Source organism: Catellatospora sp. NPDC049133 (assembly GCF_040648455.1).
GTDB lineage: Bacteria > Actinomycetota > Actinomycetes > Mycobacteriales > Micromonosporaceae > Catellatospora > Catellatospora aurea.
Window position 1 is genome coordinate 191,521 of sequence record NZ_JBEZDT010000002.1, and the last position, 25,250, is coordinate 216,770.

The following is a 25,250-nucleotide window of genomic DNA, read 5'->3' on the forward strand; positions in this document are numbered from 1 at the left end:
GCCTGTCCCGATTACCCTACTGCCGACATATGCCCTGATACACGGCAAAACCGACATTCAACAGGAGTGGCGCAGAAAAGGTGACGGCCCACCCCCGAAGCCGGGGGCGGGCCGTCGACGTGCGTCGCCGCGACTAGACGCGGATGTAGAAGCGCAGGGTGACCCAGGCGGTGACGGCGCTGACCACCGAGCCGATGCCCGCCAGGATCGGCAGCATCAGGTTGACGTTGCCCCAGCTCACCGGTAGCAACAGGTCGGTCAGCGCGGCCAGCTTGCCGTCGATCAGCACGATCTTGCCGACGACCAGCATCACCCAGGCCAGGATCGAGCCCAGCAGCGCCGCGAAGACCGCCTCGAGCACGAACGGCGCCTGGATGAACCAGTTCGACGCGCCGACCAGCTTCATGACAGCGACCTCACGCCGCTTGCTGTACGCGGCGACCTGGATGGTGTTGGCGACCAGCAGCAGGGCGGCCAGCCCCATGAAGCCGGCGACGACCAGCGACAGGTTCTGGATCGAGCCCAGGATGTCGAAGATCTTCTGCAGCAGCTTCTGCTGGTCGACGACCGTGTCCACGCCCGCCAGACCGGCGTAGGTGGCGTTGATCTGGTCGAACTTCTGCGGGTCCTTCAGCGCGACCCGGAACGACTCGGGCAGCTCGTCCGCGCCGATCGCGTTGACCAGGTCGGGGGCGTCACGGAACTGCTGTTTGAAGTTCTCGTACGCCATCTCCTTGGTCTCCCAGAGCACGCTCTTGACCAGGGGGTCGCTGTCGAGCTTCGACTTGATCTCGGACCGCTGCGTGTCGTCGATGGTCTTCTCCAGGTAGATGGAGACCTCGACCTGCTCGTAGTAGTGGCCCTTCATCTCGTCGACCTGCATGTACATCAGCAGGCTGGCGCCGAGCATGGAGAGCGACACGATCATCGTAATGATCATGGCGATGGTCATCGTGACGTTGCGCCACAGCCCGACCAGCATTTCAGCCAGGACATACTTCGCACGCATCGGGGGAAATCCTCCGGGGGAGACGGTCAGGTCGTCAGGGACAGGGGCTCAGGGGGTGACGGCTCAGCCGTACACACCACGGGCCTGGTCGCGGACGATCCGGCCGCCCTCGATCTCGATGACGCGGCGGCGCATCTGGTTGACGATGTTCGAGTCGTGGGTGACCATCACGACGGTCGTGCCGGTCCGGTTGATCCGGTCCAGCAGGCGCATGATCTCGATGGAGGTGTCCGGGTCGAGGTTACCGGTGGGCTCGTCGGCCAGCAGGATCAGCGGCCGGTTCACGAACGCGCGCGCCACCGCGACACGCTGCTGCTCGCCACCGGAGAGCTCGTGCGGGTAGCGGTGCTCCTTGCCGCCGAGGCCGACCAGCTCCAGCACCTCGGGCACCACGCGGCGGGCGACCGCCTTGGACTTGCCGATGACCTCGAGCGCGAACGCGACGTTCTCGTAGGCCGTCTTGTTCGGCAGCAGCCGGAAGTCCTGGAAGACACAGCCGATCGAGCGGCGGAAGCTGGGGATCTTCCACGACCGCATGGAGCTGATCTCCTTGCCGTTCACGAAGACCTTGCCCTTGTTGGGCTTGATCTCGTGCAGCATCAGCTTGACGATGCTTGATTTGCCGGAGCCGGACGGACCGATGAAGAAGACGAAGTCACCCTTCTCGATCGAGACCGACACGTCGTCCAGTGAGGGCCGGGACGCCTTCGGGTAGGTCTTAGTCACGTGCTCAAGTCGAATCACGGCGGAGAGTCTACGCGGTGTCGCCGTTTCGCCAAGCCCGCAGGGGTTGAGATGCCGGTATTGCCGTGAATGTTCCCGGAAAATTCCGTGATCTAGCCGTGATCAACTGTCACCGACAGTAGTCGGGTCACCCGCGCGGGCGAAACGCCAGCGATGTCCATACATGAAAAAACTCCGCCCGGCTGCACGGACAGCCGGGCGGAGCGAGGCTCACTCAGCCGATCAGGCAGCGGCTTCAAGCTCGTTCTGCTTGCGCCAGCGGATGCCGGCCTCGACGAAGTTGTCGATCTCGCCGTCGAAGACCGCGGTCGGGTTGCCGGTCTCGAACTCGGTGCGCAGATCCTTGACCATCTGGTACGGGTGCAGCACGTACGAGCGCATCTGGTCGCCCCAGGAGCCCGCCGCGTCGGTCTTCAGGCCCTCCATCTTGGCCCGCTCCTCCTGGCGCTTGCGCTCCAGCAGGCGGGCCTGCAGCACGCGCAGCGCCGAGGCCTTGTTCTGCAGCTGGGACTTCTCGTTCTGGCAGGTCACCACGATGCCGGTCGGGATGTGCGTGATGCGCACCGCCGAGTCGGTGGTGTTGACGCTCTGCCCGCCGGGACCGCTGGAGCGGTAGACGTCGACCTTCATCTCGTTCTCGGGGATGTCGATGTGGTCCGTCTGCTCCACCACCGGCAGCACCTCGACCCCGGCGAAGCTGGTCTGGCGGCGGCCCTGGTTGTCGAACGGGCTGATCCGGACCAGGCGGTGGGTGCCCGACTCGACCGACAGCGTGCCGTACGCGTACGGCGCCTTCACCGCGAACGTGGCCGACTTCAGCCCCGCCTCCTCGGCGTACGAGGTGTCGTAGACCTCGGTCGCGTAGCCGTGGCGCTCGGCCCAGCGCAGATACATGCGCAACAGCATCTCGGCGAAGTCCGCCGCGTCCACGCCGCCCGCGCCGGCCCGGATGGCGACCAGCGCCTCACGCGAGTCGTACTCGCCGGAGAGCAGGGTGCGCACCTCCAGCTCCTCGACCGCCTTCGCCAGGGAGGTCAGCTCGGTGCCGACCTCGGCCATGGAGGACGCGTCGTTCTCGGCCTCGGCCAGTTCCATCAGCACCGCGACGTCGTCGATCCGCCCGCGCAGCTTCGTCAGCTTGTTGATCTCACCGGTGGCGTACGCCAGCTGCGAGGTGACCTCCTGCGCCTTGGCCTGGTCGTCCCACAGGTCCGGGGCCGAGGCCGCCTCCTCGAGCCGCTCCTTGTCCCGGCGCAGCCGGTTGATGTCGAGCACGGACTCGATGTTGCGCATGGTCGCGTCAAGGTTCTTGAGCTGATCGGCGTAGTCGGCAGTCACATCCACAAGACTAGTGGCACCCGCCGCACGGTTTTCCGGGGCGCACCCGCGACTTGACAGCGGCCACGGTCGCCGACAATAGTAAATCTACTTTCCTATTACGAGGAGGGCACGTGGCACGGCTCGCCGGTTCGTCCAAGCTGCTCCGGGCCATGAACGAGAGCGCGACCATGGCGCTGCTCATCGACCGGGGCACGCTCACCCGTGGGGAGCTGCGGGAACTGACCGGGCTGTCCAAGCCGACCACCTCCGACGTGCTGCGCACGCTCACCGAGGCGGGACTGGCGGTCGTCGTGGGCCACACCAGCGGCGGGCCCGGCCCCAACGCGGAGGTGTACGCGGTCAACCCGGCCGCCGCGACGGTGCTGGCGATCTCGGTACGGGACGTGAGCGAGACGTTACACGCCCCGTTCGAGGCGGCGCTGTGCGATCTCGGCGGGGCGGTGCTCGCCCGCGCGGCGTACCCGAGCGACCCGGCCGACGGAGACCCGGTCGGCACCGTCCGGGCGATCGCCGCCGACCTGTGCGCCCGCGCCGGCCGCGACCGCGTCACCCACCTGCAGCTGGGCGTGCCCGGCTCGTACGACCCGGGGACCGGCACGATCCGGCACATCGACGTCACCGGCTGGGGCCGCCCTGGGCTGGTCACCGAGCTGGCCGCCGCGCTGGACCTGACCGTGGACGCCGACAACGACGTGAACCTGGCCGCGATCGCCGAGCGCCACCGCGGCGCGGCCGCGGGCAGCGGCAGCTTCGCCCTGCTCTGGCTCGGCGCGGGCCTGGGCTGCGCGATCGACCTCGGCACCTCGCTGCTGCGCGGGGCCACCGGCGGGGCGGGCGAGATCGGCTACGTGCCGCTCGGCCTGGCCGCTCCCGGCCAGCCCCGCGACCTGCAGAGCCTGGCCGGCGGCCCGGCCGTCGCGGCGCTGGGCGCGGCGCACGGCTTCACCGGGGCCACCGCCGAGGAGATGGTCGCCGACGCCGCCCGCGCGGACTCCGACGCCGCGGCCGCCTTCCTCGGCGCGCTGGCCGACCGCATCGCCGTCGTGCTGGCCGTGGTCGCCGCGCTGGTCGATCCGCCGCTGGTGGTGCTGGCCGGCGAGGTCGCCCAGGCCGGCGGCGCGCGGCTGCGCGACCTGGTCACCGAGGCCTTCCACCGCAACACCCCGCTGCGCACCCCGGTCGAGGTCACCGCGCTGACCGACGACGCGGTGCTGCTCGGCGCCATGGACTCGGGCCTGCGCTCGGTGCGCGAGTCCCTGGTCGACTCCCTGAACGCCCGGCCGATCCCGGCCCGCTGATTAACCCACCCCTCATAACAAGGAGCCCGTCGGAGCGGCCGCTCGGTGTACGGCCGTAGCGCAGCGTAGGCCGGACGACCGATTAAGGCCGCGGAGCGGGCTCCGCATGACTCAGTAGCGGGCTCCGCATGAACAGAGAGAGCACCACATGAAGATCGCAGTCGTGGGTGGAGGGTCCACCTACACCCCCGAGCTGGTCGACGGGTTCGCCCGGCTGGCCGGCAGCCTCGACGTCACCGAGCTGTGCCTGATCGATCCGGCCGGGCCCAGGCTGGACGTCATCGGCCCGTACGCCCGCCGCCTGATGGCCCACCACGGCCACCCCGGCACGCTGACCTGGACCACCGACCTCGACGCGGGCCTGACCGACGCTGCCGTGGTCGTCGTGCAGCTGCGCGTCGGCGGGCAGGCCGCCCGGATCAGCGACGAGACCTTCCCGCTGGAATGCGGCTGCGTCGGGCAGGAGACCACCGGCGCGGGCGGCCTGGCCAAGGCGCTGCGCACGGTGCCGGTCGTGCTGGACGTGGCCGAGCGCGCGGCCCGGCTCGCCGCGCCCGGCGCGTGGATCGTCGACTTCACCAACCCGGTCGGCATCGTCACCAGGGCCCTGCTCGACGCTGGGCACAAGGCCGTCGGCCTGTGCAACGTGGCCATCGGCTTCCAGCGCCGGTTCGCCCAGCTGCTGGGCGTCGAGCCGGGTGCGGTCACCCTGGACCACGTCGGCCTGAACCACCTCACCTGGGAGCGCGCCGCCTACGTCAACGGCGTCGACCGGCTGCCCGAGCTGCTCGCGGGGCACCTGGACGAGCTGGCCCGGCCGGTGCAACTGCCGCCGTCGCTGCTGCGGCTGCTCGGCAACGTGCCGTCGTACTATCTGCGCTACTTCTACGCCCACGACGAGGTCGTGCGCGAGGAGCGCGGCGCGCCGACGCGCGGGCAGAAGGTCGCCGAGATGGAGACCGAGCTGCTGACGATGTACGCCGACCCGGCCCTGACCACCAAACCGGACCTGCTGTCCAAGCGGGGCGGGGCGTTCTACTCCGAGGCGGCCGTCGGCCTGATCACCTCGCTGCTCACCGGCGACGGCGCGGTGCACGCCGTGAACCTGCGCAACGGCGGCCACCTGCCGTTCCTGCCCGACAACGCGGTCATCGAGGTCAGCGCCCGGGTGGACCGCGACGGCGCGACCCCGGTCCCGGCCCCGCCGGTCGGCCCCGAGCTGTCCGGCCTCATCGCCGGCGTCGCCGCGTACGAGGAGCTGGCCGTGCGCGCCGCGGTCCACGGCGGCCGCGACCGCGTCTACGCCGCGCTGCTCGCGCACCCGCTGGTCGGCCAGCACGAGTACGCCGAGGCCCTCACCCAGGGCCTGCTCGCCGCCAACGCCGACCACCTGGCGTGGGCCCGATGAGCGCCCGGACCGCCCACGTGCGCAACCAGGAGCAGGCATGAACACTCCGGAACTGTTCCTGGCCGTCGACGGCGGGAACTCCAAAACCGACGTTGTGCTCGCCGACTCGGACGGGCGGGTGCACGGCTACGTCCGCGGGCCGGGATCGTGCCCGCAGGTCATCGGCCTGGACACGGCGGTCGCGCTGCTGGACCGGTTGGTCGGCGCGGCGCTGCGGGTGGCCGAGATGCCCCCGTCCGTGCCCATCACCCGCGCCGAGGTCTACCTGTCCGGTCTCGACCTGCCGGAGGAGGTGGAGGCGGCGGCGAAGGCGGTCGCGGTGACCGGCTGGGCGGAGTCATACCGGCTGGACAACGACACGTTCGCGCTGCTGCGGGCGGGCACCGACAGCCCGGACGCGATCGCGGTGGTCTGTGGGGCGGGAATCAACTGTGTGGGGCGCAGCGCCGACGGGCGCACCGCCCGGTTCCCGGCGCTGGGTCCGATCTCCGGTGACTGGGGCGGCGGGCTGCACCTGGCCTCGCTGGCGATGTGGCATGCGGCGCGGGCCGAGGACGGTCGCGGGCCGGCCACGGCGCTGGCCGGTGCGGTGGCCGCCCACTTCGGGCAGGCCTCCGTCAACGATGTGATCACCGGCCTGCACCTGGGCAGCCTCAGCCAGGACCGCCTGATCGAGCTGAGCGAGGTGCTGTTCGCCGTCGCCGGGCAGGGTGACGAGGTCGCCCGGCGCGTGGTGGCGCGTCAGGCGACCGAGATCACTTCATTGGTGACGGTTGCCGCGGACCGGCTCGGGCTGAGGGAGGAACCGTATGCCGTGGTCCTGGGCGGTGGTGTGCTGCGCGCCCGGCACTCACTGCTGCAGGATGCCGTGGACGCGGGGGTGAAGGCCCACTCGTCGAAGGCCCGGTTGACCGTGCTCGCACAGCCACCGGTGGTGGGAGCGGGCCTTTTCGCACTGGACGCGCTCGGGGCGTCGCCGGCCGCCGCTGCCGCGTTGCGTTCCGCACTGGAGGAGGGGCGACCGCACCTCGCCCAGCGCTGAGGCGCTACTTGGCGATGGCGGTCTTCAGCCAGTTCAGCGCGGCCTTGTGGTAGGCGACGGCGAACTCCAGCCCTGCCGCGGTGAAGTCGTCGCCCTCCTTCTTGGCCTCCTTGGCCTGCTCGCGAGCCTCCGCGAGGGCCTCGGTGTGGTGCGAGTTGGCACTGTTGAGCAGCGAGTCGAACTGGTTGGTCGCGTGCGTGGATCCGAACGCGACACGCAGTGCGTACGGGTTGCGCACCAGCTCGCGGCCGGGCTCCTCGTTCAGCCAGCGGGCGAAGGCGCGCTTGCCCGACGCGGTGATCGCGTAGGGCTGGCTCGCCCGCGGGCCGGGCTTGCCGAGCTTGACGTAGCCGAGCTCGGCGAGGACCGGCAGTTCGCGGTAGACCTGGGACCGGGTCATCGACCAGTACGGGCTGAGCCGGCGCTCGGCCGCGGCCATCAGCTGGCCACCGGTCATGGGTCCATCGTGCAGCAGGCCGAGCACGGCCGCCGCAGTAGCGTTGATTCCTACCTCTGCCATGACTCAACGCTGCCACTTTCCCAGCCTTCTGTCCAGGATATCGGCCCATCCACAGTGCACATTCCCCGCCGGACAGTCCCTTTCCGACTGTCTGATCAGACAGGAATATGTCCGTTTCCTGCCTCCGAAGTCCCGCCTGACGGGATAACACAAACCGCCCGATATCTCTCCCCTCGGCGTGTCGCCCCTTTTCGCCCCCGCCCACACCCACTCGATCTTGCCCAGCCCCTCCACCATCACCCCAAACCCGACATATCCACAGCCCGGTCCACAAGATCCTTGGCGAAGATCGCCGTTTCCGGTCAGAACCTCGGCCCACACCCCACTTCCTGACCCGAAACGACGATCTCCACATCCGGCGACCGGCCCCGACCGCATCCTCAAGATCGTCCAACTTGCCCGGCAGTCGTGCGCATCTTGATCAGCTATTCGCCCAGTTGCCCGGCAAATCGGACGATCTCGGACCATGCCCGGGCCGGCGGGCGGTCAGAGCGCGGCGCGCAGGGACCAGAGGGCGGGGTAGAAACGGGTGTCCAGGCGCGAGCGCAGGTAGGGACTGCCCGCGGAGCCGCCGGTGCCGGGTTTGCTGCCGATCTGGCGCTCGGCCATCAGCACGTGCCGGGCTCGCCACAGCGACCACGCCTGGTCGTGGGCGATCAGCGCCTCGGCCAGGTCCCAGAGCGCGCCGTGCCGCTCCCGGTCGCGCGCGATGGCGACCAGGGCGGCCAGCACCTCGCCGTCGGAGCCGACCGCGAAGCCGTGCGCGGCGAGCAGCGCCAGGTAGCCGTCCCAGAGCGTCGGCTCGGCCAGCCGGCGGCGCAGCCGCTCCTGCTCGGCCGGGGACAGTCCGCGCAGCCGCTCCAGGAAGCCCGGGTCCTTGAGGCCGGAGATGAACTCGATCTCGCGGAACTGAGCGGACTGGAACCCGGAGGCGGGCGCGAGCAGCGTGCGGAAGGCGAGGAAGTCCTGCGGGGTCATCGTGTCGATGACGTCGACCTGACCGACGAGCAGCACCTCGACCGCGTGGCAGCGCTCCAGGCGCACCCGCGGCAGGTAGCTCTCCCCCGCCAGCATCCGGTCCCGGGCGTCGGCCAGCTCGTGCAGCAGCAGCTGGAACCACAGCTCGTACGCCTGGTGGATGGTGATGAACAGCAGCTCGTCGTGGGCGGCGGGGGCGGACTGGGGCACCTGCTGGGACAGCAGCTCGGGCACACGCAGGTAGGCGCCGTAGGTCAGGCGTCCACCCTGCTCCCCGAAGCTCTGCACGCAGCCACGGTACTCGGACATATATGGAAGAAGGGGCTGTATCGCCTGGATACAGCCCCTTTCCCGGTCAACGGGTCACGGACGCGGGTGGTCGGTGTCCATGTGCGGGTAGCGGTGGTCGGTCGGCGGGACGAACGTCTCCTTGATCGTCCGCGGGGACATCCAGCGGATCAGGTTGTGCCAGGAGCCCGCCTTGTCGTTGGTGCCCGAGGCCCGGCCGCCGCCGAAGGGCTGCTGGCCGACGACCGCGCCGGTCGGCTTGTCGTTGAGGTAGAAGTTGCCCGCGGCGAAGCGCAGCTCGTGCGACAGCCACTCCAGCGCCCGCCGGTCCTGCGCGAAGATCGCGCCGGTCAGCGCGTACGGGGCGACGCTCTCCATCTGCTTGACGACCGAGGCGAAGTCCGCGTCGTCGTAGACGTAGACGGCCAGGATCGGCCCGAAGTACTCGGTGGTGAACACCTCGTTGGTCGGGTCGGTGCAGACGATCACGGTCGGCTGCACGAAGTAGCCGGTGCTGTCGTCGGCTTCGCCACCCGCGATGATGTCGCAGGACTCCGACGCCTTGGCCTTCTCCAGCGCCGCGGACAGCCGGGCGAACGAGCGCTCGTCGATCACCGCGCCGCCGAAGTTGCGGAAGTCGGTCACGTCGCCGTACGTCAGCGACTCGGTGTCGGCGACGAGCTGGTCGCGCACACCGGACTCCCACAGCGAGCGCGGCACGTACGCCCGCGACGCGGCCGAGCACTTCTGGCCCTGATACTCGAACGCGCCCCGGACCATCGCGGTGACCAGCGCGGCCGGGTCGGCCGACGGGTGCGCGACGATGAAGTCCTTGCCGCCGGTCTCGCCGACGATGCGCGGGTAGGAGCGGTAGCCGGCGATGTTGTCGCCGATCTGCTTCCACAGGTGCTGGAAGACGCGGGTGGAACCGGTGAAGTGGATGCCGGCCAGGTCCGGGTCGGCCAGGGCCACCTCGGAGACGGCCAGGCCGTCGCCGGTCACCATGTTGATGACGCCCGGGGGCAGGCCCGCCTCCTCGAACAGCCGCATCAGGAAGTGCGCCGAGAACTGCTGGGTGTGCGCCGGCTTCCAGACCACCGTGTTGCCCATCAGGGCCGGGGTCGCCGGCAGGTTGCCAGCGATGGCGGTGAAGTTGAACGGGGTGACCGCGTAGACGAAGCCCTCCAGCGGGCGGTGGTCGAAGCGGTTCCACACGCCGGGCGAGGAGACCGGCTGCTCGGCCAGCAGCTTGCGGCCGAAGTGCACGTTGAAGCGCAGGAAGTCGATCAGCTCGCAGGCCGAGTCGATCTCCGCCTGCTGGACGGTCTTCGACTGGCCGAGCATGGTGGCGCCGTTGAGGGTGTCGCGCCACGGTCCGGAGAGCAGATCGGCGGCCTTCAGGAAGATCGCGGCGCGATCGTCGAAGGACATATCACGCCAAAGAGGGGCGGCTTTCTTCGCGGCCGTCACCGCCGCCACCGCATCGGCGTTGGTGGCATTGTGGGTGACTCCCAGCACATGCGAGTGCTTGTGCGGCTGGACGACGTGGATCGCGTTGCCGCCACCCATACGTTGCTGCCCGTCGATGGTCATCGTCAGTTCGAGCTGCTCCGAGGCGAGCTCCCCGAGACGTTTGTGCAGGCGGGATCGCTCAGCGCTGCCCGGTGCGTAGGTGTGCACCGGCTCGTTGTGCGGCTCGGGCACCACGGATACGGCGTCCATCGATGGCTCCTCCGGTCGGAAGGTACGGCAACGTTCTTTGCATACTTGCACGCAAAGTACCGCCACAGCCCGGCCCGGCGGCAGACATGTGATCCGTTCGACCATGACGGGGTCGGCGACCACCGGGTCGGCCGCGTTCCGGTCCTGGTCACCGGGCCCGCCCTACCGCTCCAGCCTACCCACCCCTCCGGCCTGGCTAGGCTAGGTCGCCGGAGCATGGGACCCCGCCCGTCCACGCCTGCCGTCTCGTCGGCGGGCCGGTCGGCCGGACCGGTCCCACCGGCGGCCCCGAGCCAGCCGTCCAGGCCCTTCCGACACGGGGCCGCCACGGCGAGCACCATGCCGTCGGCAGGCCCACTGTCGTCCAACAGGAGACCACGATGACCGAGCCCGCGACCGCCACGTCCACCGAGCCCCCGCGCAAGGCCGGCGCGGAGCCGCCCGCCGCGCCGACCCCGCCGCGCGCGCCGTCCACGACCGGCTGGCTGGCCTTCTCCGCCCTGGCGTGGCTCCTGGTGACGCTGCTCTTCTACCGCACCGCGTTCACCGGTGAGGCGGGCGACTGGAGCCTGGTCATGGCGGCGATCCTGCTGCCGCAGGTCATCCAGGCCAACCTGCTCGCCGGGGCGGCGGTCGGGCTGTGGTCCACGCTCGCGCTGGGCCGCCGCAAGCCGTGGGCCGAGCGCGGCGTCGGCCGCTGGGCCGTGGGCACCGCGGCCGGCCTGCTGACCGGCACGCTGGCCAGCGGTGCCGTCCTGCTGGCGTACGGCATGTCGGCGCGCGCCGTGGGTGTGGTGGCCGTCGCCGTCGGGGTGGCCGGCGCGCTCGGCGGGGCGCTGGGCGCGATCCGCCCGGCCCGCATCATGGCGGCGGGCCTGTCCGCGGCGCTGCTGGTGCTGATCTTCCTCAACGTGGTGGCGCTGTTCTCCACACCGCTGCTGAACGCGTTCGGCAGCGGCGACACCGCGGCCGAGCGCTACTCCGCGAACGGGCTGCTGGCCGGCACCACCGCGATCATCGCGGGCCTGATCGCCGGACTCGCCGCGTACTGGCGCATCCGGCGCGCAGCCGCGCGCAGCGGGGACACCGCCAAGTGGCCGGTCTACCTCGCCGCGGGCGCGGCCGCCGGGCTGCTGCTGATCGTTGCCGAGTTCTGCACCCGCCTGGGCGTCGCCCAGCTGCTGTCCCTCGCCGAGGCGGACATCTCGGCGGACAGCGAGATCCTGTCCTTCATCGCGGCCTCGCGCCTGAACACCGGACTGGTCGTGCTGTTCGTCGGCGCGCTCACCACGACCATCGCGTACGGCCGGAGCCTGCCGAAGGCCGTCCGGGACTGAGCACCCTCACCGGAGGAGCTCGTCGAGCTCCTCCGGTGCGTACCAGAGCAGGTCCAGGTCCTCGGCGGAGTCGACGGTGAACTGCGCGTCCGGGTCGCCGCCCGCGGCGCGCTCGACCACCTCGGCGGCCTCGGCCACCACCGGCTCCGCCTCGGGCTCGTCCACGTGGAACGCGGCGATCGCAGTGCGGCGCACGGCGCCGTTCAGCCGGACCGAGCTGGTGCCCAGATCCCGGCTCTCGGTGATCACCTGGCTGGCGGGCACGTCGGCGGAGACCACCACGCGTCGCCGGGGCGCGGACGGGTCGTCACGCAGCAGGCGCAGCGCGTCCTGGGCGGCCCGCATGAAGGCGACGTACTCCAGCTCCTCCTCGTCGCCCTCGGCATACCACTCGCGCAGGGCCGGGGTCACCGCGTGCGCGATCGCGCCGGGCAGCTCGTCGGCGTCACGCAACGCCGCCACCAGCTTCACCGTCGCCGGTAGGTACACCCTCACGAGATCGTTCGCCACCGTCGGATCCTTCCGTCCCCGTTCGCCTGCGCACAGTCTCGCACGGCGGCACCGGACTCCCGCGTCACACCATCCGGTGGCAAACTGAGGCAACCGAAGGAATCAGACCCCATTCAGGAGATCCCCCGACATGACCCAGCCGTTGCCCCGGTTCCTCACCTTGGAGCAGGTCGCCGAGGAGCTCAGCACCTCCACGGCGCAGATCTACGCGCTGGTCCGGCGGGGCGAGCTCCCCGCCATCCGGCTGGGCGGGCGCGGCCAGTGGCGGGTGGAGCGGTCCCGGCTGGAGGAGTTCATCGCCCAGCTGTACGACGAGGCCCAGCAGTACGTGAAGGACAACCCGCTGACCGGCGGCGAGGACTGAGGCTCAGCCCGGCTCCCACCCGCACCAAGATCGCGAGATTGGCATTGACCGATGCCTCGTGCACCGGCTACAAATGTCAAACGGAGGCAAACTCAAGCAAACTCAAGATCAGAGGTGGTGGTCCCGATGACGGCACTCGCCGTACCGGCCGGATCCGTCCGCATCCATCGCGCGCCCCCGCTCGACCCGCCGTTCGACGACGAGCTGCGCCCCACCACCTACCGGCCGGCCCGGCCCGAGCCCAGCGAGGTCATCCCGCCGGAGGCCGTCGCCGGAGCCTCGCCTGAGTGCCACACCGCGGCGCTGCGCTTCCTGAACCTGTGCCTGGAGCTGTTCAACGGCTTCCGCTCCCCCGGCCAGCTGCGCCCGCTGCTGCGCGTCACCGAGGCCAATACCCTGCTCGACGAGCTGTCCCGCAGCCTGCGCCGGCTGGCCGCGCTCCGGCAAGCCGTGCCCGCCGGCTCCCCGCGCCGCCCCGTCCGCCGCCGCCAGCTGCGCACCTGCGAGCCCCGCCCGGGAATCGCCGAGGTCGCCGCGGTGCTCAGCGACGGCCGCACCACCTGGTCGGTCGCCTACCGCCTGGAACGCGACAGCACAACCTGGCGCTGCACCGCCCTCCTGGTGCTCCTCTGACCCCGGGGCGGGCGGCTGCACCCCATCGATCCGCGCCGCCCGTTCCGGGCTCCATACGAAGAAGGACCGGCCCGAGGGCCGGTCCTTCTTCGCTGTGCCGCAGTCGGTGGGTCAGGCAGCGCCGTGGCAGCGCTTGTACTTCTTGCCCGAGCCACAGGGGCAGGGGCTGTTGCGGGAGGCCGGAGCGGCCACCGCGCCGCGGCCACCGCTGCGCGGGGACGGCTTGCGGCCGCCGTCGCCGTTGCCGCCGATGCCGAGTGCCGGAGCCTGCTGCACCTGCGGCGAACCCGCGCCCGCCGCGCCGTCGATCGTCGGCGAGGTGTACTGCACACGCTGCGGCTGCTGCCGCTGACCCAGGCCCTTGGCCCGGACCTCGACGTGCGACTCGCCGTTGGGCAGCGGCACGCCCGGCGAGGAAGGCTCGGCCGGTGCCTGCTCGACCTGGACCTCCAGGTTGAACAGGAAGCCGACGGCCTCCTCCTTGATGCCCTCCATCATCTGGGCGAACATGTCGAAGCCCTCACGCTGGTACTCGACCAGCGGGTCACGCTGGGCGTACGCCCGCAGGCCGACACCCTCCTGGAGGTAGTCCATCTCGTAGAGGTGCTCGCGCCACTTGCGGTCGATGACGGCCAGCAGCACCTGACGCTCCAGCTCGCGCATCGCCTCCGGGCCGAGCTGCTGCTCGCGGCGGTCGTACGCGTCGTGCGCGTCCTGCTTCATCCGCTCGACGAGGAACTCGTGGTCGAAGGTGGTGCGCTCGGCGCCCGTCTCCTCCTCCAGCTCCTCCAGCGTGATGGTGACCGGGTACAGCTGCTTCAGGTTGGTCCACAGCTGGTCGAGATCCCAGTCCTCGGCGTACTCCTTGCCGGTGCCGACGGTGCCGCCGGTGACGTACGCCGCGACCACGTCGTCGATCATCGAGTCGACCTGGTCGTGCAGGTCCTCGCCGTCGAGCACGCGCTTGCGCTCGGCGTAGACCACCTGGCGCTGCTTGTTCATGACCTCGTCGTACTTGAGCACGTTCTTGCGGATCTCGGCGTTCTGGGCCTCGATCTGCGTCTGCGCGCCCCGGATCTGGCGGGTCACCATCTTCGACTCGATCGGCACGTCGTCCGGGATGTTGAAGCGGTCCATGACCGCCTCGACCGCGCCGGAGCGGAACCGGCGCATCAGGTCGTCCTGCAGCGACAGGTAGAACCGCGACTCGCCCGGGTCACCCTGCCGGCCGGCGCGACCGCGCAGCTGGTTGTCGATGCGGCGGGACTCGTGCCGCTCGGTGCCCAGCACGTAGAGGCCGCCCGCGCCGGTGACCTCCTCGGCCTCGGCCGCGCAGGCCTCCTCCCAGGTGGGGAGGATCTCCTCGAGCGCCTTGTAGTAGTCGTCGCCGTGCTCCTCCTCGGTGAGCCCCCGCTGGCGCAGCTCCGCCGCGGCGAGGAACTCGGGGTTGCCGCCGAGCAGGATGTCCGTGCCACGACCGGCCATGTTGGTGGCCACCGTGACGCCGCCCTTGCGGCCCGCCTGCGCGATGATCTCCGCCTCGCGGGCGTGGTACTTCGCGTTGAGGACCGCGTGCGGGATGCCCTTGCGGCGCAGCAGCTGCGACAGGATCTCGGAGTTCTCCACCGAGACCGTGCCGACCAGCACAGGCTGGCCGGTGGCGTGGCGCTCGGCGATGTCCTCGACGACCGCCTGGAACTTCGCCTTCTCGGTCTTGTAGATGACGTCCGACTTGTCCTGCCGGACCATCGGGCGGTGCGTCGGGATGGTCACCACGCCGACGTTGTAGACCTTGTTGAACTCGCCCGCCTCGGTCTGCGCCGTGCCGGTCATGCCGGAGAGCTTCTCGTACATGCGGAAGTAGTTCTGCAGGGTGACCGTCGCCAGGGTCTGGTTCTCCTGCTTGATCTCGACGCCTTCCTTGGCCTCGATCGCCTGGTGCATGCCCTCGTTGTAGCGGCGGCCGTGCAGGATGCGGCCGGTGAACTCGTCGACGATCAGGACCTCGCCGTCGGAGACGATGTAGTCCTTGTCCCGCTTGAACAGCTCCTTGGCCTTGATGGCGTTGTTCAGGTAGCCGACCAGCGGGGTGTTCACCGACTCGTAGAGGTTGTCGATGCCCAGCCGGTCCTCGACCCGGGAGACGCCCCGCTCGGTCACCGCGATGGTGCGCTTGGACTCGTCGACCTCGTAGTCGCCTGAACCGTCCTTGCCCCGCTCCAGCCGGGCCACCACCGCGGCGAACTCGCCGTACCACCGCTGCGACTGCTCGGCCGGGCCGGAGATGATCAGCGGCGTGCGGGCCTCGTCGATGAGGATCGAGTCGACCTCGTCGACGATCGCGAAGCCGTGGCCGCGCTGCACCATGTCCGCGGCCGACCAGGCCATGTTGTCGCGCAGGTAGTCGAAGCCGAATTCGTTGTTCGTGCCGTACGTGATGTCGCAGTCGTAGGCCGCGCGGTGCTCGTCGGCCGGGCGGTTGGGCAGCACCGTCCCGACGGTCAGGCCGAGGAAGCGGTGCACGCGCCCCATCCACTCGGCGTCACGCTGGGCCAGGTAGTCGTTGACCGTGATGACGTGCACGCCCTTGCCGGCCAGCGCGTTGAGATAGGCCGGCAGGGTGGACACCAGGGTCTTGCCCTCACCGGTCTTCATCTCGGCGATGTTGCCGAAGTGCAGCGCCGCACCGCCCATGATCTGCACGTCGTAGTGCCGCTTGTGCAGCACCCGCTTGGCGGCCTCGCGCACCGTGGCGAACGCCTCGGGGAGCAGGTCGTCCAGGGTCTCCCCGTCGGCGAGACGCTCGCGGTACTGGTCGGTCAGTGCCCGCAGCTCGTCATCGCTCAGATCGACGTAGTTCTCCTCGATGGAGTTGACGGCGTCGGCGATGGCCTTGAGCCGGCGGAGCATCCGCCCCTCACCGGCACGGAGGATCTTCTCGAAAATCGACACGGGTGTTCATCGCTCCCTAGACAGTCTGCCGACCCATCGTAGGCGCATCGCACGGCGAATCGTCACCCCCGGGGAAGCGAACCGGCAGAATCGGGCAGGAAGTCACAAACCTTCGAGCCGTCGTCCGGCCGTACGGGTCGTTCGCGGGCGCCCGGAACCGGCCGCCGGGGAGACGGCCGCCACGACGTCGGCACGCCGCGCCGGCCGCCCCCGTACCCCCTGACTCCGGGCCGGGCCGCTCCGCCAACGGTGACCATGGTGGCCACACCGACGGCCGCCGCGCTGCCGCTATGCTGCCGACTGCTGCGCTCCGGCTGCCGTGATCACGTCAGTCCAGGTCAACGCCGCTCGGGCAGGTGTCGCCCGCGCCAGCCGACAGGGGGGACCGTGACCGACCGACCGCTGCGCTTCGAACTGCTGGGCCCGCTGCGGGCGTGGCACGGCAGCACGGAACTCGACCTGGGACCCGGCAAGCAGCGGGCGGTGCTGGCGATGCTGGTGCTGCACGCCAACCGGCCGGTCGCCCCCGCCGCCATCATCGACGCGGTCTGGCAGTCCGAACCGCCCGAGAACGGGCCGAACGTGGTGCAGAAGTACGTCGCGGGCCTGCGCCGTGCGCTGGACCCCGAGCACTCGCCGCGCAACCCGGGCCGCCTGATCACGCTGACCCCGGCCGGTTACGTGCTGGCGGCGGCCGAGGGCAGCCTCGACACGGACGTCTTCGCCCGGCAGGTGTCCCGCGCGCACGACCTGCGCGCCGAGCGGCGGTTGCTCGAAGCCGTCGCGGTGCTGCGCGAAGCCACGGCGCTGTGGCGGGGCGAGCCGCTGGGCGGCCTGACCGGACCGGCCTTCGACGCGGCCCGGGAGCGGCTGCTGGAGAGCCGCGCCGCCGCCCTGGAGACCATGGTCGAGCTGGAACTCGAACTGGGCCGGCACGTGGACGCGGCGACCCGGCTGGTGGAGCTGGTGGCCGAGTTCCCGCTCCGGGAAGGGCTGCGCCACCTGCTGATCCTGGCGCTCTACCGGTGCGGCCGACAGGCGGAGGCGCTGGCCGCATACCGCGACGCCCGCGCGCTGCTGGCCGAGGAGTTCGGGGTGGAACCCGGCGAGCGGCTGCAGCAGCTGCACCGGGCCATCCTGCAAGGCGATCCGGCGCTGCTGCTCCCCGCCGCCGCGCCCGCAAGCCACCCGCACGCCGCGGCGCCGGTGCCCGGCCCGCGCCCGGGGCCGCCCCCCGGTTTCCCGCCGCCCTATCCGCAGCCGATCCCGCCCGGCCACGTCGGCCCGCCGGCGAGCGGCTGGACGCCGTACGGCATGCCGCTGTGGGCGCCGTACCCCGTCCCGGTGCGCGCCCCGGACTCCGACTCGGCCGGTGCCAAGCGCATCGTGCTCTCCGTGGTGGGTGCGGCGGTGCCCCTGCTCACCTGCGGCTTCGCCGCCTTCGCGGTGATGGGATTCTTCGCCGCGTACCGGCGCAGCTGGCGGATCGGGCTGTCCGCCGCCGCCTACCTGATCCTGGCCGTGGTCGCGTGGACGTCCGGGGACCCCAACGTCGAGGAGGTCACCACCGGCGACGACGTCTCGATCATGGCGGTGCTGGTGATGTGGGTCGGCGGCGTCGCGCAGGGCCTCTTCCTCGGCCTGGACAAGCCGCGCCACCAGCCCGCGGCCGCCACGGTGCAGGCCATCGAGCTGCGGGTGCGCCGGGAGCAGGCGCGCCGGCTGCTGACCCAGCACCCCGACATCGCCCGGCGGCTGCACATCGGCCGGCCCGACCTGGCGCCCTCCTTCGACGACGGCGGCCTCGTCGACGTGAACGGCGTGCCCGCCGAGGTGCTGGCCCGCGTACCCGGGATCAGCCTGGAGCAGGCACGGCGCATCGTCGACCACCGCACGGCCACCGGCCCGCTGCTGACCGTCGACCAGCTCGTCGACCACCGGCTGCTGCCCCGGCAGCTCGTCGACGAGCAGCGGGACATGCTGGTCGCGCTGACCTGAGCGGGGAATCTCCGATGCCGGATCCCAGGACCGTATGCCAGGGTGGGGCCATGACCGACCCGTACGACAACCCCCAACCGGTCCTGCGCACCGTCACCGACAAGGGTGCCCCGCTGACGCTGCGGCCCGCCGAGCTCGGCGACACGGCCGGCGTCCTGGCCGCGTGCCTCGACGAGGAGACGCTGCGCTGGACCACCGTTCCGCTCGGCTACGACCACGACAAGGCGGTCGGTTTCGTGACCGGCTACGCCCCCGGCTGGTGGGAACGCCGGCAGGGCGCCGCGTTCGTGCTCGCGGACGCCGACGACGCCTACGTGGGCCAGATCGACCTGCGCGTCTCCGGCGACCCGCAGGTCGCCGACGTCGGCTTCCTCACCGCACCGCACGCCCGCGGCCACGGCTACATGAGCGCCGCGCTGCGCGCCGTGGCCGAGTGGGGCATCCGCGAGCTCGGCCTGGCCCGGGTGGAGTGGAAGGCATACGTCGGCAACGACGGCTCGCGCCGGGTGGCCGAGAAGGCCGGCTTCCGCTACGAGGGTCTCCAGCGCAGCGGCTGCGCCCACCGCGGTGAGCGCCGCGACGCGTGGACCGCGGCCATGGTCCGCGAGGACCTCGACGAGGAGAAGGCGTGAGCGGGCCCCGGGAGCCGTTCACGCTGGACGGCGGGACGGTGCGGTTGCGGCCCTGGCGGCTGCGCGATGCCGAGCAGCTGCGCGAGGCCTGCGACGACCCGGTGACGGCGCACTTCATGGCGCAGATGCCCGCGCCGTACACGGCGGAGGACGCGCGCTGGTGGATCACCGAGGGGTCGCCCGCGACCTGGCAGCAGGGCGAGGCGACCTGGGCGGTGGTGGACCCGGTCACCGACGAGGTGCTCGGCGGGGCCGGGCTGAGCCACCTGCAGGCCGACCGCCGCCAGGCCGAGGTCGGCTACTGGGTCGCGCCGTGGGCGCGCCGCCGGGGTGTGGCCACCGCGGTGACCCGTGCCATCACCGACTGGGCGTTCGGCACGCTGGGTATGCACCGCGTGGAGCTGCTCACGGTGCCGGCGAACGCGGCCAGCCAGCGGGTCGCGCTGGCGGCGGGCTTCACCCGCGAGGGCGTACGGCGCGGCGCCGCCACCCGCCGCGACGGCTCCCCCGGCGACTACGTGGCCTTCGTCCGGCTGGCGACCGACCCGCCCGGCCCGGTGCCGCCCGGCCTGCCCGGGTTTCCGGACGGTGAGTTGAGTGACGGGCGGGTGCGGCTGCGCCGGATCGCCCCGGCCGACGCCGAGGACTACTTCGCGCTGGCCGAGCTGCCCGAGGTGGCCCGCAGCAACGTCGGCGGCCCGACCACCCTGGACGGGGTGCGTGAGCGCTGCGCCACCGCCGAGTCGGACTGGCTGGCCGGCACCCGGGCCACCTGCGTGATCCTGGACGCCGAGAGCGGCGCGTTCGCCGGTGAGATCGGCCTGTACTACCACGAGCGCTTCCTGCAGCAGGCGATCCTCGGCTACGCGCTGCGCCCCGAGTACCGCGGCCGGGGGTTCGCCACCGCGGCGGCCCGGCTGCTCAGCGACTGGGCGATGGAGCATGCGGACGTGGTGCGCGTGGTCGCCGGGACGTTCCCCTACAACGAGGCCTCGCGGCGGGTGCTGGAGCGGGCCGGTTTCGAGCTGGAGGGCACGCTCAAAGCCCGGCTGCCGGGGCGGGACGGCACCCGCATCGACGACATCCAGTACGTGCGGATCGCCGAGAAGCACCGCTGACACGAAGATCGGCCTGTCCCATCCGGCGGACGGGACAGGCCGAGACCTGCCTATCGGCTGTTCACCAGGCCAGCGTCAGCAGCCCGTAGTCGTACGCCTTGCGGCGGTAGACGACGCACGGCCGTCCGCTGTCCTTGTCGTGGAACAGGTAGAAGTCGTGCCCGACCAGCTCCATCTGGTACAGGGCGTCGTCGACTGTCATCGGCTCACCGGAGAACTCCTTCTCCCGCACGATGTGCCACGGCTGGTCCTGGTCCTCCAGGGCGTCCATCGGTCCGCCCGCGCCGTTGGCGGAGCGCGCGAGCGTGGCGGTGGCGGTGCCGCCCATGGGGGGTTCGAACAGGGCCAGGTTCGCGGTGGCCTCGGCGACGGAGACCGGGGCGCGACGGCCGCGGTGCACCCGGCGGCGGTCGGCGGCCTTGCGCAGGCGGCGGTCGAGCCGCTCAACGGCCTCGTCGAGTGCGGAGTAGAAGTCGCTGGCGGCACCGGTGGCGCGGATCACGGGGCCGCGGGTGACACAGGTGATCTCGATGTGCTGGCAGGAATCAGCTTGGCGCGGGTTGCGCTCGTGGATTAGCTCGACGTCGAATTCAATGATCTTCTGGTCGTAACGCTCAACTTTTTGCAGCTTGTCGGCCACATGAACCCGGAAATGATCCGGAACTTCGACATTACGACCCTTGACCTCGATGTCCACGCCTGACCTCCCACGGTCTGTCCGAGTGCGGAACACCCCGGCAACTGGTGTCCGGGGCGCACTTCTGTAAGCCCCTTCCGACGCTCTCGTTCACCGCTGAGCGGTGACCTCCATCAGGTGGTTGGCTTCTGACGCTAGCCTCTTGTCAGCCACTCGTCATCCCTTGTACCAAGACTGTTTTGACGAGATTCGCCCTTTCGGTACCGCGCGTCACGGAGCCGTCACCCAGCATCGATCAAGCCATTATCCGAAGATTACGGCCATATTGCGCGGTGCGGCAGGTACCGGCGTGTCGCGGCCAGCGTCACGCACGTGTCTACGCGTACGCCCACCCCCGCGAGCAGCGACGATGCGGCGGCCAGGGTCGCCCCGGTGGTCACGATGTCGTCCAGCAGCACGGTCACGGACCCGGGCACTGCCCGCCTCGCGTCCTCCAGCGGACCACGCCGCAACGTGAACGCCCCCGACGCACCAGCCGCCCGCTCGGCCGACGACAGGTGCGCCGAATCGGCCTTCGGCAGGGCTCGCAGCGGTGCGGCCAGCTCCACGCGCCGACCCGCCTCCCGCAGCCGCTCTGCCGCGCACCGGGCCAGCGCCCGCATGTGGTCACCGTGCCGGGCACGGGCCGCCTCGGCCGTGTCGGGGACGTAGAGCAGCAGCAACGGGCGACCCGGGGCGGCCGACGCGGCGACGGCCTCGGCCAGCAGCGCGCCCAGGGGCCGGGCCAGCCGGTGCCGACCGCGCTCCTTGAACGCGAGGATCAGCTCCCGCAGCCGCCCGTCGTACGCGCCCAGCGCCACGCAGGCGGGCAGCCCCGCTGGGGCCGGATCGGGGCGGGTCGGCGCCGCGCGCAGCGACTCGACCGCACGGGCGCAGTCGGCGCAGACCTCATGGCGAAGCGCCAGCCCGGACCCGCCACACCCGGCGCAGGACGTGGGCAGCACCAGATCGGCCAGTGCCTGCCAGAGCGCCCCGACCGGCACGGCTCAGCCCTCGTAGCAGGCGGCCGATGCGACGACTTTCGGCTTGGGTTCCGGCGAACCCGACGCGGCCGGCGAGGGCGTGGCGGTGGGCTCCGGTGCCGTGGGCAGCACGAGACCCCCGCTGAGAGGCAGCAGCGTGTCGTCCTCGAACGCCTGGTTGGCCTCGCCGTTGACGTCGAGGAGCACTTTGCCCGTCCGCGCCGGCTGCCGGGCGTCCACCACGTACCCCACCAGGTTGGAGACCTCGGCCTTGACGTTGGTGGTGATGACGTCTTCCATCACGCCGTCCACGGAGACGTGGGCGAGCTGGACCTTGACGTCCGGTCCGGCGCTGGCCACGACGAGGGTGTCCTCCCGCAGGAAGCCGACGCCGCGCAGTGCGGGCAGGCTCGTGTACAGCTCGCGCGGTTCGCCGATCACGAACGACCCCAGCGCGTTCTCCTGCCGCAGCAGCGGGGCGATGTGCAGCTTGTTGCCACTCACCAGGGCGATCCGCCGGCCGTCCGGCGCGACGGCGACAGCGGTGATGGCCCCCTTCACCGAGGAACTGTCGACCTGGACCGCCTTGCGATCCCCGACCTTGACGGCCCACAGGCGACCGTTGCCGAGCACCATCACGACCTCTGCAGACCGGTCCAGCCAGAAGGGCATGCCGAGCGACGGGTTCTTCAGGTCGCCGAAATCGACCTCTTGCAGCACGCTGTCGCGACGGCCGACCCACAGCCCTTCCCGGCCCTTGGCGTCGACGCGCACGAGCGCGAACGCTGCTTCGCGTGCGGCCACACCAGCCGACTTCACCCTGTTGTTGGACTCGGCGGCCAGCGGCAGCTGGCCCTTGTCATCCGGGCTGCTGATACGCCGGAGCACACCGGTGGCACGTTCCACCGCGTACCGGCCCGGCTCCCGGATCTCGCCGGTGCCCGCAGCCCGGTTGGCCGCCAGGAAGTTGCCCGACGTCGGATAGACCCGAGACTCGACCCGCAACTCCAACTGACCCTTGGGCAGCAGCGTCCAGTAGAGCTGGGCCGCGAGCGAGTCCCGCACGTCACCCTCGGCCATGTCGGCGATACCGGCGAGGCTGACAACCGTCTTCTGGTCGTCCGTGACGATGTTGTTCAAGCGCCTGGTGCCGCCCGGCAGACCGTTGACCTTTATCGCGGGGGCGAGCCAGGGCGACGGGCCTTTCAGCAGCCAGTCGAGCAGCCGGTTGTCCCGCTGCTCCAGTGCCTTCGGCACGTAGCGCAGATCCGGCACCAGCGAGGTGCCGTCCTTGTTCCAGAAGTAGATCGGCACCTGGTCGTAGTACCGCTTCAGACCATCCCTCGACAGGAGGAGTTCGCTCGGCAGCCTGGACGGCTGGCCGGTGATGAACAGACCCAGCGAGCCGACCTGCTCCACCTTGAACGTGAGCTTCGTCTGGCCGCTGCGCGGTTCGATACGGCCGTCGACGGTGAGCACGCCGAGGTAACGGACCTTCACCTCGACGGTGTGCTCAATGGAGTTCTCCGTCGGCTCCTCGGCCCAGTCGACGAGGGTCAGTTCGCCGTCACCGCTGGGCTTCCAGTCATCGCGCAGGTTCGGAGCCAGGTAGCTGCGCACGACGTTGCTCATGATGTCCTCGTGGGAGGCGGGCAGGCCGTGATCACCGGCTGCCGACTCGAGGAAGTTCTTGACGAGCTGGCTCGGGTTCGTCACGTTGACGTCGCGCGGCCGCGGACCCGACTTCCCCGAAGGCGCCTGCCCGGGAGCCGCCGTCGGGCCGGCGCCGTCGCGCACCACGCCGCTGTCGATCCCGATGCCGCAGCCGGCGACGGCGAGCCCGGCGAATGCCGCCACCAGTACACGCGCCAGCCAGCTTCTACCCGCCGCGCGGGCTCGTCCGGTCCGCTTGCTCATATCCGCTCCTCGTCACGCCGATCGGCGGCCCCGACCCGCACGACCGGCCTGGCCCGCGTCACGCCGGCACTCCCGGCTGTTCCGCGCGCTGACGCGCCACCGCCGGCTCGACCGGGATCAGCGGCAGCGGCGAGCCCGCCAGCCGGCCCCCGGCCCGGACCGGCAGCGTGAGCCGGAACTGAGCGCCGTTGCCCGGCGCGCCCCACGCCTCCAGCCAGCCGCCGTGCAGCCGGGCGTCCTCAAGGCTGATCGACAGCCCGAGTCCCGTGCCGCCGGTCTGCCGGGCGCGGGATGGGTCGGCCCGCCAGAACCGGTTGAACACCAGCTTCTCCTCGCCCGGCTTCAGGCCCACCCCGTGGTCCCGCACGGTGATGGCGACCGCACGCGCGTCCATGCCCAGAGTGATCGTCACCGGCTGCCCCTCGCCGTGGTCAACCGCGTTGCCCACCAGGTTGCGCAGAATCCGCTCCACCCGGCGCGGGTCGATCTCGGCGATGATCGGGGGATCTGGCGAGACCAGCTCCAGGCTCACCCCGACCCGCTCGGCCACGGATTCCAGCCGCTCGGTCACCCGGCGCACGACGGTGACCAGGTCGGTCGGCTCGGAGTCCAGCATCGCGAATCCGGCGTCGAACCGGCTGATCTCCAGCAGGTCGGTGAGCAGCTCCTCGAACCGGTCCAGCTCCGCCTGCAGCAGCTCGGCGCTGCGCGCCGAGGCCGGGTCGAAGTCCTCGCGCTGGGAGTAGAGCAGGTCGGCGGCCATCCGCACGGTGGTCAGCGGGGTGCGCAGTTCGTGCGAGACGTCCGAGGTGAACCGACGCTGCAGGCGCGACATCTCCTCCAGGCGCACGATCTGGCGCTGCAGGTTGGCTGCCATCTGGTTGAACGCGTCGGCGAGCAGCGCCATCTCGTCCTCGCCCTTGACGACCATCCGCTGGTCGAGCAGGCCGGCGGACAGCCGCTGGGCGGTGCGGGCCGCCACCCGTACCGGGCTGACCGTCGCCCGGGTCACCAGTGCGGTGACCATGCCGAGCAGCAGCACCAGCGCGACGCCTACGAAGCTCACCGTCGACTGGATATCCCCGGCGACCTCGACCTCGGTGTCCACCGGAAAGAGGTAGTAGAGCTCGACCGAGCCGCCCGACAGCTTCGGCGCGGGCACCGGGGAGCCGTAGACGAGGTACGTACGGGTCCTGCCGTGTCCGGTGGCCGCATCGCCGAGATTCGCCGAGACGTACTGGTGGTAGTAGTCAGGGGTGTTCCGGACCGACTCCTTCAGCTCCTGGGTGATCACCTGGGTGAGCTTCGGGCCCTGCGGCCAGGACAGCCCCTCGCTGCCACCGGGCACGTTCGAGGTGAGCTCCTTGCTGAACTGCATCGACACCACGACGCTGCCCTGGCCGGGGCCAGCCAGGGTGCCCAGCAGTCCGGTCACCTGGCGCGGCATGTCCGGGCTCTCCGCGCTCGGAATGGTCCCGAGCTGTTCGGTCGCGTCCTGTACACCCTTGAGGAACTGGCTCTCGGCGTCCTCTTCCGCCCCGCGCAGCAGGCTCTTGGTGCTGCTGTCGGCGATCAGGTAGCCGAAGCCGCCGACCAGCACGCTGGAGCAGAGCAGGGTGATGGTGACCATGCGCAGCTGCAGCGAGCGCCGCCAGATCCGCCGGGCCTGGCGCACGCCCGGGGCCAGCCGCCGCGCCGCGGGGCGCAGCGCGGGGACCCGGGCCGTCTTCTTCACCAGCCGCTTGAGCGCGGCATTCGCCTGAGCGGCGCGTCCGGGCAC

The 25,250-nt window shown here is 71.0% G+C and carries 20 protein-coding genes and 1 pseudogene; 9 read left to right on the top strand and 12 right to left on the bottom strand.

Going from position 1 to position 25,250, the window contains the following annotated elements; all coding sequences use genetic code 11:
• Positions 1-133: 133 nt before the first annotated feature.
• The 3 genes from ftsX to prfB all read right to left on the bottom strand — a co-directional run bounded on the left by ftsX (position 134) and on the right by prfB (position 3,091).
• Positions 134-1,009, bottom strand: coding sequence for a permease-like cell division protein FtsX (gene ftsX, locus AB0B35_RS03145; protein ID WP_360522340.1), 876 nt, complete (start codon positions 1,007-1,009; stop codon positions 134-136).
• 63 nt (positions 1,010-1,072) lie between these two features.
• Positions 1,073-1,753, bottom strand: coding sequence for a cell division ATP-binding protein FtsE (gene ftsE / locus AB0B35_RS03150; protein WP_203689272.1), 681 nt, complete (start codon positions 1,751-1,753; stop codon positions 1,073-1,075).
• A 222-nt stretch (positions 1,754-1,975) separates the two neighbouring features.
• Entirely contained in the window at positions 1,976-3,091 is a 1,116-nt protein-coding gene (gene prfB, locus AB0B35_RS03155; RefSeq protein ID WP_361040019.1) for a peptide chain release factor 2, read from the bottom strand.
• 113 nt (positions 3,092-3,204) lie between these two features.
• Here prfB and AB0B35_RS03160 point away from each other — a divergent pair, with 113 nt between their 5' ends.
• The 3 genes from AB0B35_RS03160 to AB0B35_RS03170 all read left to right on the top strand — a co-directional run bounded on the left by AB0B35_RS03160 (position 3,205) and on the right by AB0B35_RS03170 (position 6,842).
• A complete protein-coding gene (locus tag AB0B35_RS03160; protein WP_361040021.1) occupies positions 3,205-4,392 on the top strand; it encodes an ROK family protein in 1,188 nt (395 codons plus the stop codon).
• 148 nt (positions 4,393-4,540) lie between these two features.
• Positions 4,541-5,800 (top strand): 6-phospho-beta-glucosidase, encoded by a 1,260-nt coding sequence (locus AB0B35_RS03165; protein WP_361040024.1) that lies wholly within the window; start codon positions 4,541-4,543, stop codon positions 5,798-5,800.
• Between the two features lie 37 nt (positions 5,801-5,837).
• The gene (locus AB0B35_RS03170) at positions 5,838-6,842 is read left to right on the top strand and encodes a BadF/BadG/BcrA/BcrD ATPase family protein (protein ID WP_361040026.1); all 1,005 of its coding nucleotides are present in this window, start codon (positions 5,838-5,840) and stop codon (positions 6,840-6,842) included.
• 4 nt (positions 6,843-6,846) lie between these two features.
• Here AB0B35_RS03170 and AB0B35_RS03175 read toward each other — a convergent pair whose 3' ends face one another.
• From AB0B35_RS03175 to pruA, 3 genes are all read right to left on the bottom strand, one after another.
• Complete coding sequence (locus AB0B35_RS03175) at positions 6,847-7,362, bottom strand: PadR family transcriptional regulator (protein ID WP_120316849.1); 516 nt, start codon at positions 7,360-7,362, stop codon at positions 6,847-6,849.
• Between the two features lie 486 nt (positions 7,363-7,848).
• Positions 7,849-8,649, bottom strand: coding sequence for a tryptophan 2,3-dioxygenase family protein (locus AB0B35_RS03180; RefSeq protein ID WP_361040028.1), 801 nt, complete (start codon positions 8,647-8,649; stop codon positions 7,849-7,851).
• 54 nt (positions 8,650-8,703) lie between these two features.
• On the bottom strand, positions 8,704-10,350 hold the full coding sequence (pruA, locus tag AB0B35_RS03185) for an L-glutamate gamma-semialdehyde dehydrogenase (RefSeq protein ID WP_360522322.1): 1,647 nt from the start codon (positions 10,348-10,350) through the stop codon (positions 8,704-8,706).
• A 380-nt stretch (positions 10,351-10,730) separates the two neighbouring features.
• Here pruA and AB0B35_RS03190 point away from each other — a divergent pair, with 380 nt between their 5' ends.
• Positions 10,731-11,687 (top strand): hypothetical protein, encoded by a 957-nt coding sequence (locus AB0B35_RS03190; protein WP_361040030.1) that lies wholly within the window; start codon positions 10,731-10,733, stop codon positions 11,685-11,687.
• 6 nt (positions 11,688-11,693) lie between these two features.
• On the opposite strand, the gene AB0B35_RS03195 is transcribed toward AB0B35_RS03190, so the two are convergent.
• Complete coding sequence (locus tag AB0B35_RS03195) at positions 11,694-12,197, bottom strand: hypothetical protein (RefSeq protein WP_361040033.1); 504 nt, start codon at positions 12,195-12,197, stop codon at positions 11,694-11,696.
• A 130-nt stretch (positions 12,198-12,327) separates the two neighbouring features.
• Between AB0B35_RS03195 and AB0B35_RS03200 the strand changes: the two genes are divergently transcribed.
• Both AB0B35_RS03200 and AB0B35_RS03205 read left to right on the top strand, forming a co-directional pair.
• Positions 12,328-12,561 (top strand): helix-turn-helix domain-containing protein, encoded by a 234-nt coding sequence (locus tag AB0B35_RS03200; RefSeq protein ID WP_203689285.1) that lies wholly within the window; start codon positions 12,328-12,330, stop codon positions 12,559-12,561.
• Positions 12,562-12,687: 126 nt separating this feature from the next.
• Positions 12,688-13,194, top strand: coding sequence for an Rv3235 family protein (locus tag AB0B35_RS03205; RefSeq protein WP_361040036.1), 507 nt, complete (start codon positions 12,688-12,690; stop codon positions 13,192-13,194).
• Positions 13,195-13,305: 111 nt separating this feature from the next.
• Here AB0B35_RS03205 and secA read toward each other — a convergent pair whose 3' ends face one another.
• Positions 13,306-16,146, bottom strand: a complete 2,841-nt coding sequence (secA, locus tag AB0B35_RS03210; RefSeq protein WP_361040039.1) for a preprotein translocase subunit SecA — start codon at positions 16,144-16,146, stop codon at positions 13,306-13,308.
• A 387-nt stretch (positions 16,147-16,533) separates the two neighbouring features.
• Here secA and AB0B35_RS03215 point away from each other — a divergent pair, with 387 nt between their 5' ends.
• The 3 genes from AB0B35_RS03215 to AB0B35_RS03225 are packed head-to-tail and all read left to right on the top strand — an operon-like array spanning position 16,534 to position 19,894.
• Positions 16,534-18,144, top strand: a complete 1,611-nt coding sequence (locus AB0B35_RS03215) for a BTAD domain-containing putative transcriptional regulator (protein WP_361040042.1) — start codon at positions 16,534-16,536, stop codon at positions 18,142-18,144.
• Positions 18,145-18,194: 50 nt separating this feature from the next.
• Positions 18,195-18,776, top strand: coding sequence for a GNAT family N-acetyltransferase (locus AB0B35_RS03220; RefSeq protein WP_361040046.1), 582 nt, complete (start codon positions 18,195-18,197; stop codon positions 18,774-18,776).
• On the top strand, positions 18,773-19,894 hold the full coding sequence (locus tag AB0B35_RS03225; RefSeq protein WP_361040050.1) for a GNAT family N-acetyltransferase: 1,122 nt from the start codon (positions 18,773-18,775) through the stop codon (positions 19,892-19,894). The genes AB0B35_RS03220 and AB0B35_RS03225 overlap by 4 nt, the downstream gene beginning before the upstream one ends.
• Before the next feature lie 61 nt (positions 19,895-19,955).
• Here the strand turns inward: AB0B35_RS03225 and raiA are convergent, their stop codons facing one another.
• The 4 genes and pseudogenes from raiA to mtrB all read right to left on the bottom strand — a co-directional run.
• Entirely contained in the window at positions 19,956-20,591 is a 636-nt protein-coding gene (gene raiA / locus AB0B35_RS03230) for a ribosome-associated translation inhibitor RaiA (protein WP_120316859.1), read from the bottom strand.
• A gap of 254 nt (positions 20,592-20,845) precedes the next feature.
• Complete coding sequence (locus tag AB0B35_RS03235; protein ID WP_361040052.1) at positions 20,846-21,574, bottom strand: phosphoribosyltransferase family protein; 729 nt, start codon at positions 21,572-21,574, stop codon at positions 20,846-20,848.
• A gap of 3 nt (positions 21,575-21,577) precedes the next feature.
• Positions 21,578-23,470: an LpqB family beta-propeller domain-containing protein gene (locus tag AB0B35_RS03240; protein ID WP_360522291.1), complete on the bottom strand. Its 1,893-nt coding sequence runs from the start codon at positions 23,468-23,470 to the stop codon at positions 21,578-21,580.
• A gap of 106 nt (positions 23,471-23,576) precedes the next feature.
• Positions 23,577-25,178 (bottom strand): annotated as a pseudogene (gene mtrB / locus AB0B35_RS03245) (MtrAB system histidine kinase MtrB); the annotation flags it as partial.
• Between the last annotated feature and the right edge of the window lie 72 nt (positions 25,179-25,250).

Excerpts from the sequence above, each read along its gene's own strand:
- ftsX (WP_360522340.1), bottom strand. The coding sequence starts at position 1,009 with ATGCGTGCGAAGTATGTCCTGGCTGAAATGCTGGTCGGGCTGTGGCGC.
- AB0B35_RS03165 (WP_361040024.1), top strand. The coding sequence starts at position 4,541 with ATGAAGATCGCAGTCGTGGGTGGAGGGTCCACCTACACCCCCGAGCTG.
- AB0B35_RS03170 (WP_361040026.1), top strand. The coding sequence starts at position 5,838 with ATGAACACTCCGGAACTGTTCCTGGCCGTCGACGGCGGGAACTCCAAA.
- AB0B35_RS03175 (WP_120316849.1), bottom strand. The coding sequence starts at position 7,362 with ATGGCAGAGGTAGGAATCAACGCTACTGCGGCGGCCGTGCTCGGCCTG.
- AB0B35_RS03180 (WP_361040028.1), bottom strand. The coding sequence starts at position 8,649 with ATGTCCGAGTACCGTGGCTGCGTGCAGAGCTTCGGGGAGCAGGGTGGA.
- pruA (WP_360522322.1), bottom strand. The coding sequence starts at position 10,350 with ATGGACGCCGTATCCGTGGTGCCCGAGCCGCACAACGAGCCGGTGCAC.
- AB0B35_RS03190 (WP_361040030.1), top strand. The coding sequence starts at position 10,731 with ATGACCGAGCCCGCGACCGCCACGTCCACCGAGCCCCCGCGCAAGGCC.
- AB0B35_RS03200 (WP_203689285.1), top strand. The coding sequence starts at position 12,328 with ATGACCCAGCCGTTGCCCCGGTTCCTCACCTTGGAGCAGGTCGCCGAG.
- AB0B35_RS03205 (WP_361040036.1), top strand. The coding sequence starts at position 12,688 with ATGACGGCACTCGCCGTACCGGCCGGATCCGTCCGCATCCATCGCGCG.
- AB0B35_RS03220 (WP_361040046.1), top strand. The coding sequence starts at position 18,195 with ATGACCGACCCGTACGACAACCCCCAACCGGTCCTGCGCACCGTCACC.
- AB0B35_RS03240 (WP_360522291.1), bottom strand. The coding sequence starts at position 23,470 with ATGAGCAAGCGGACCGGACGAGCCCGCGCGGCGGGTAGAAGCTGGCTG.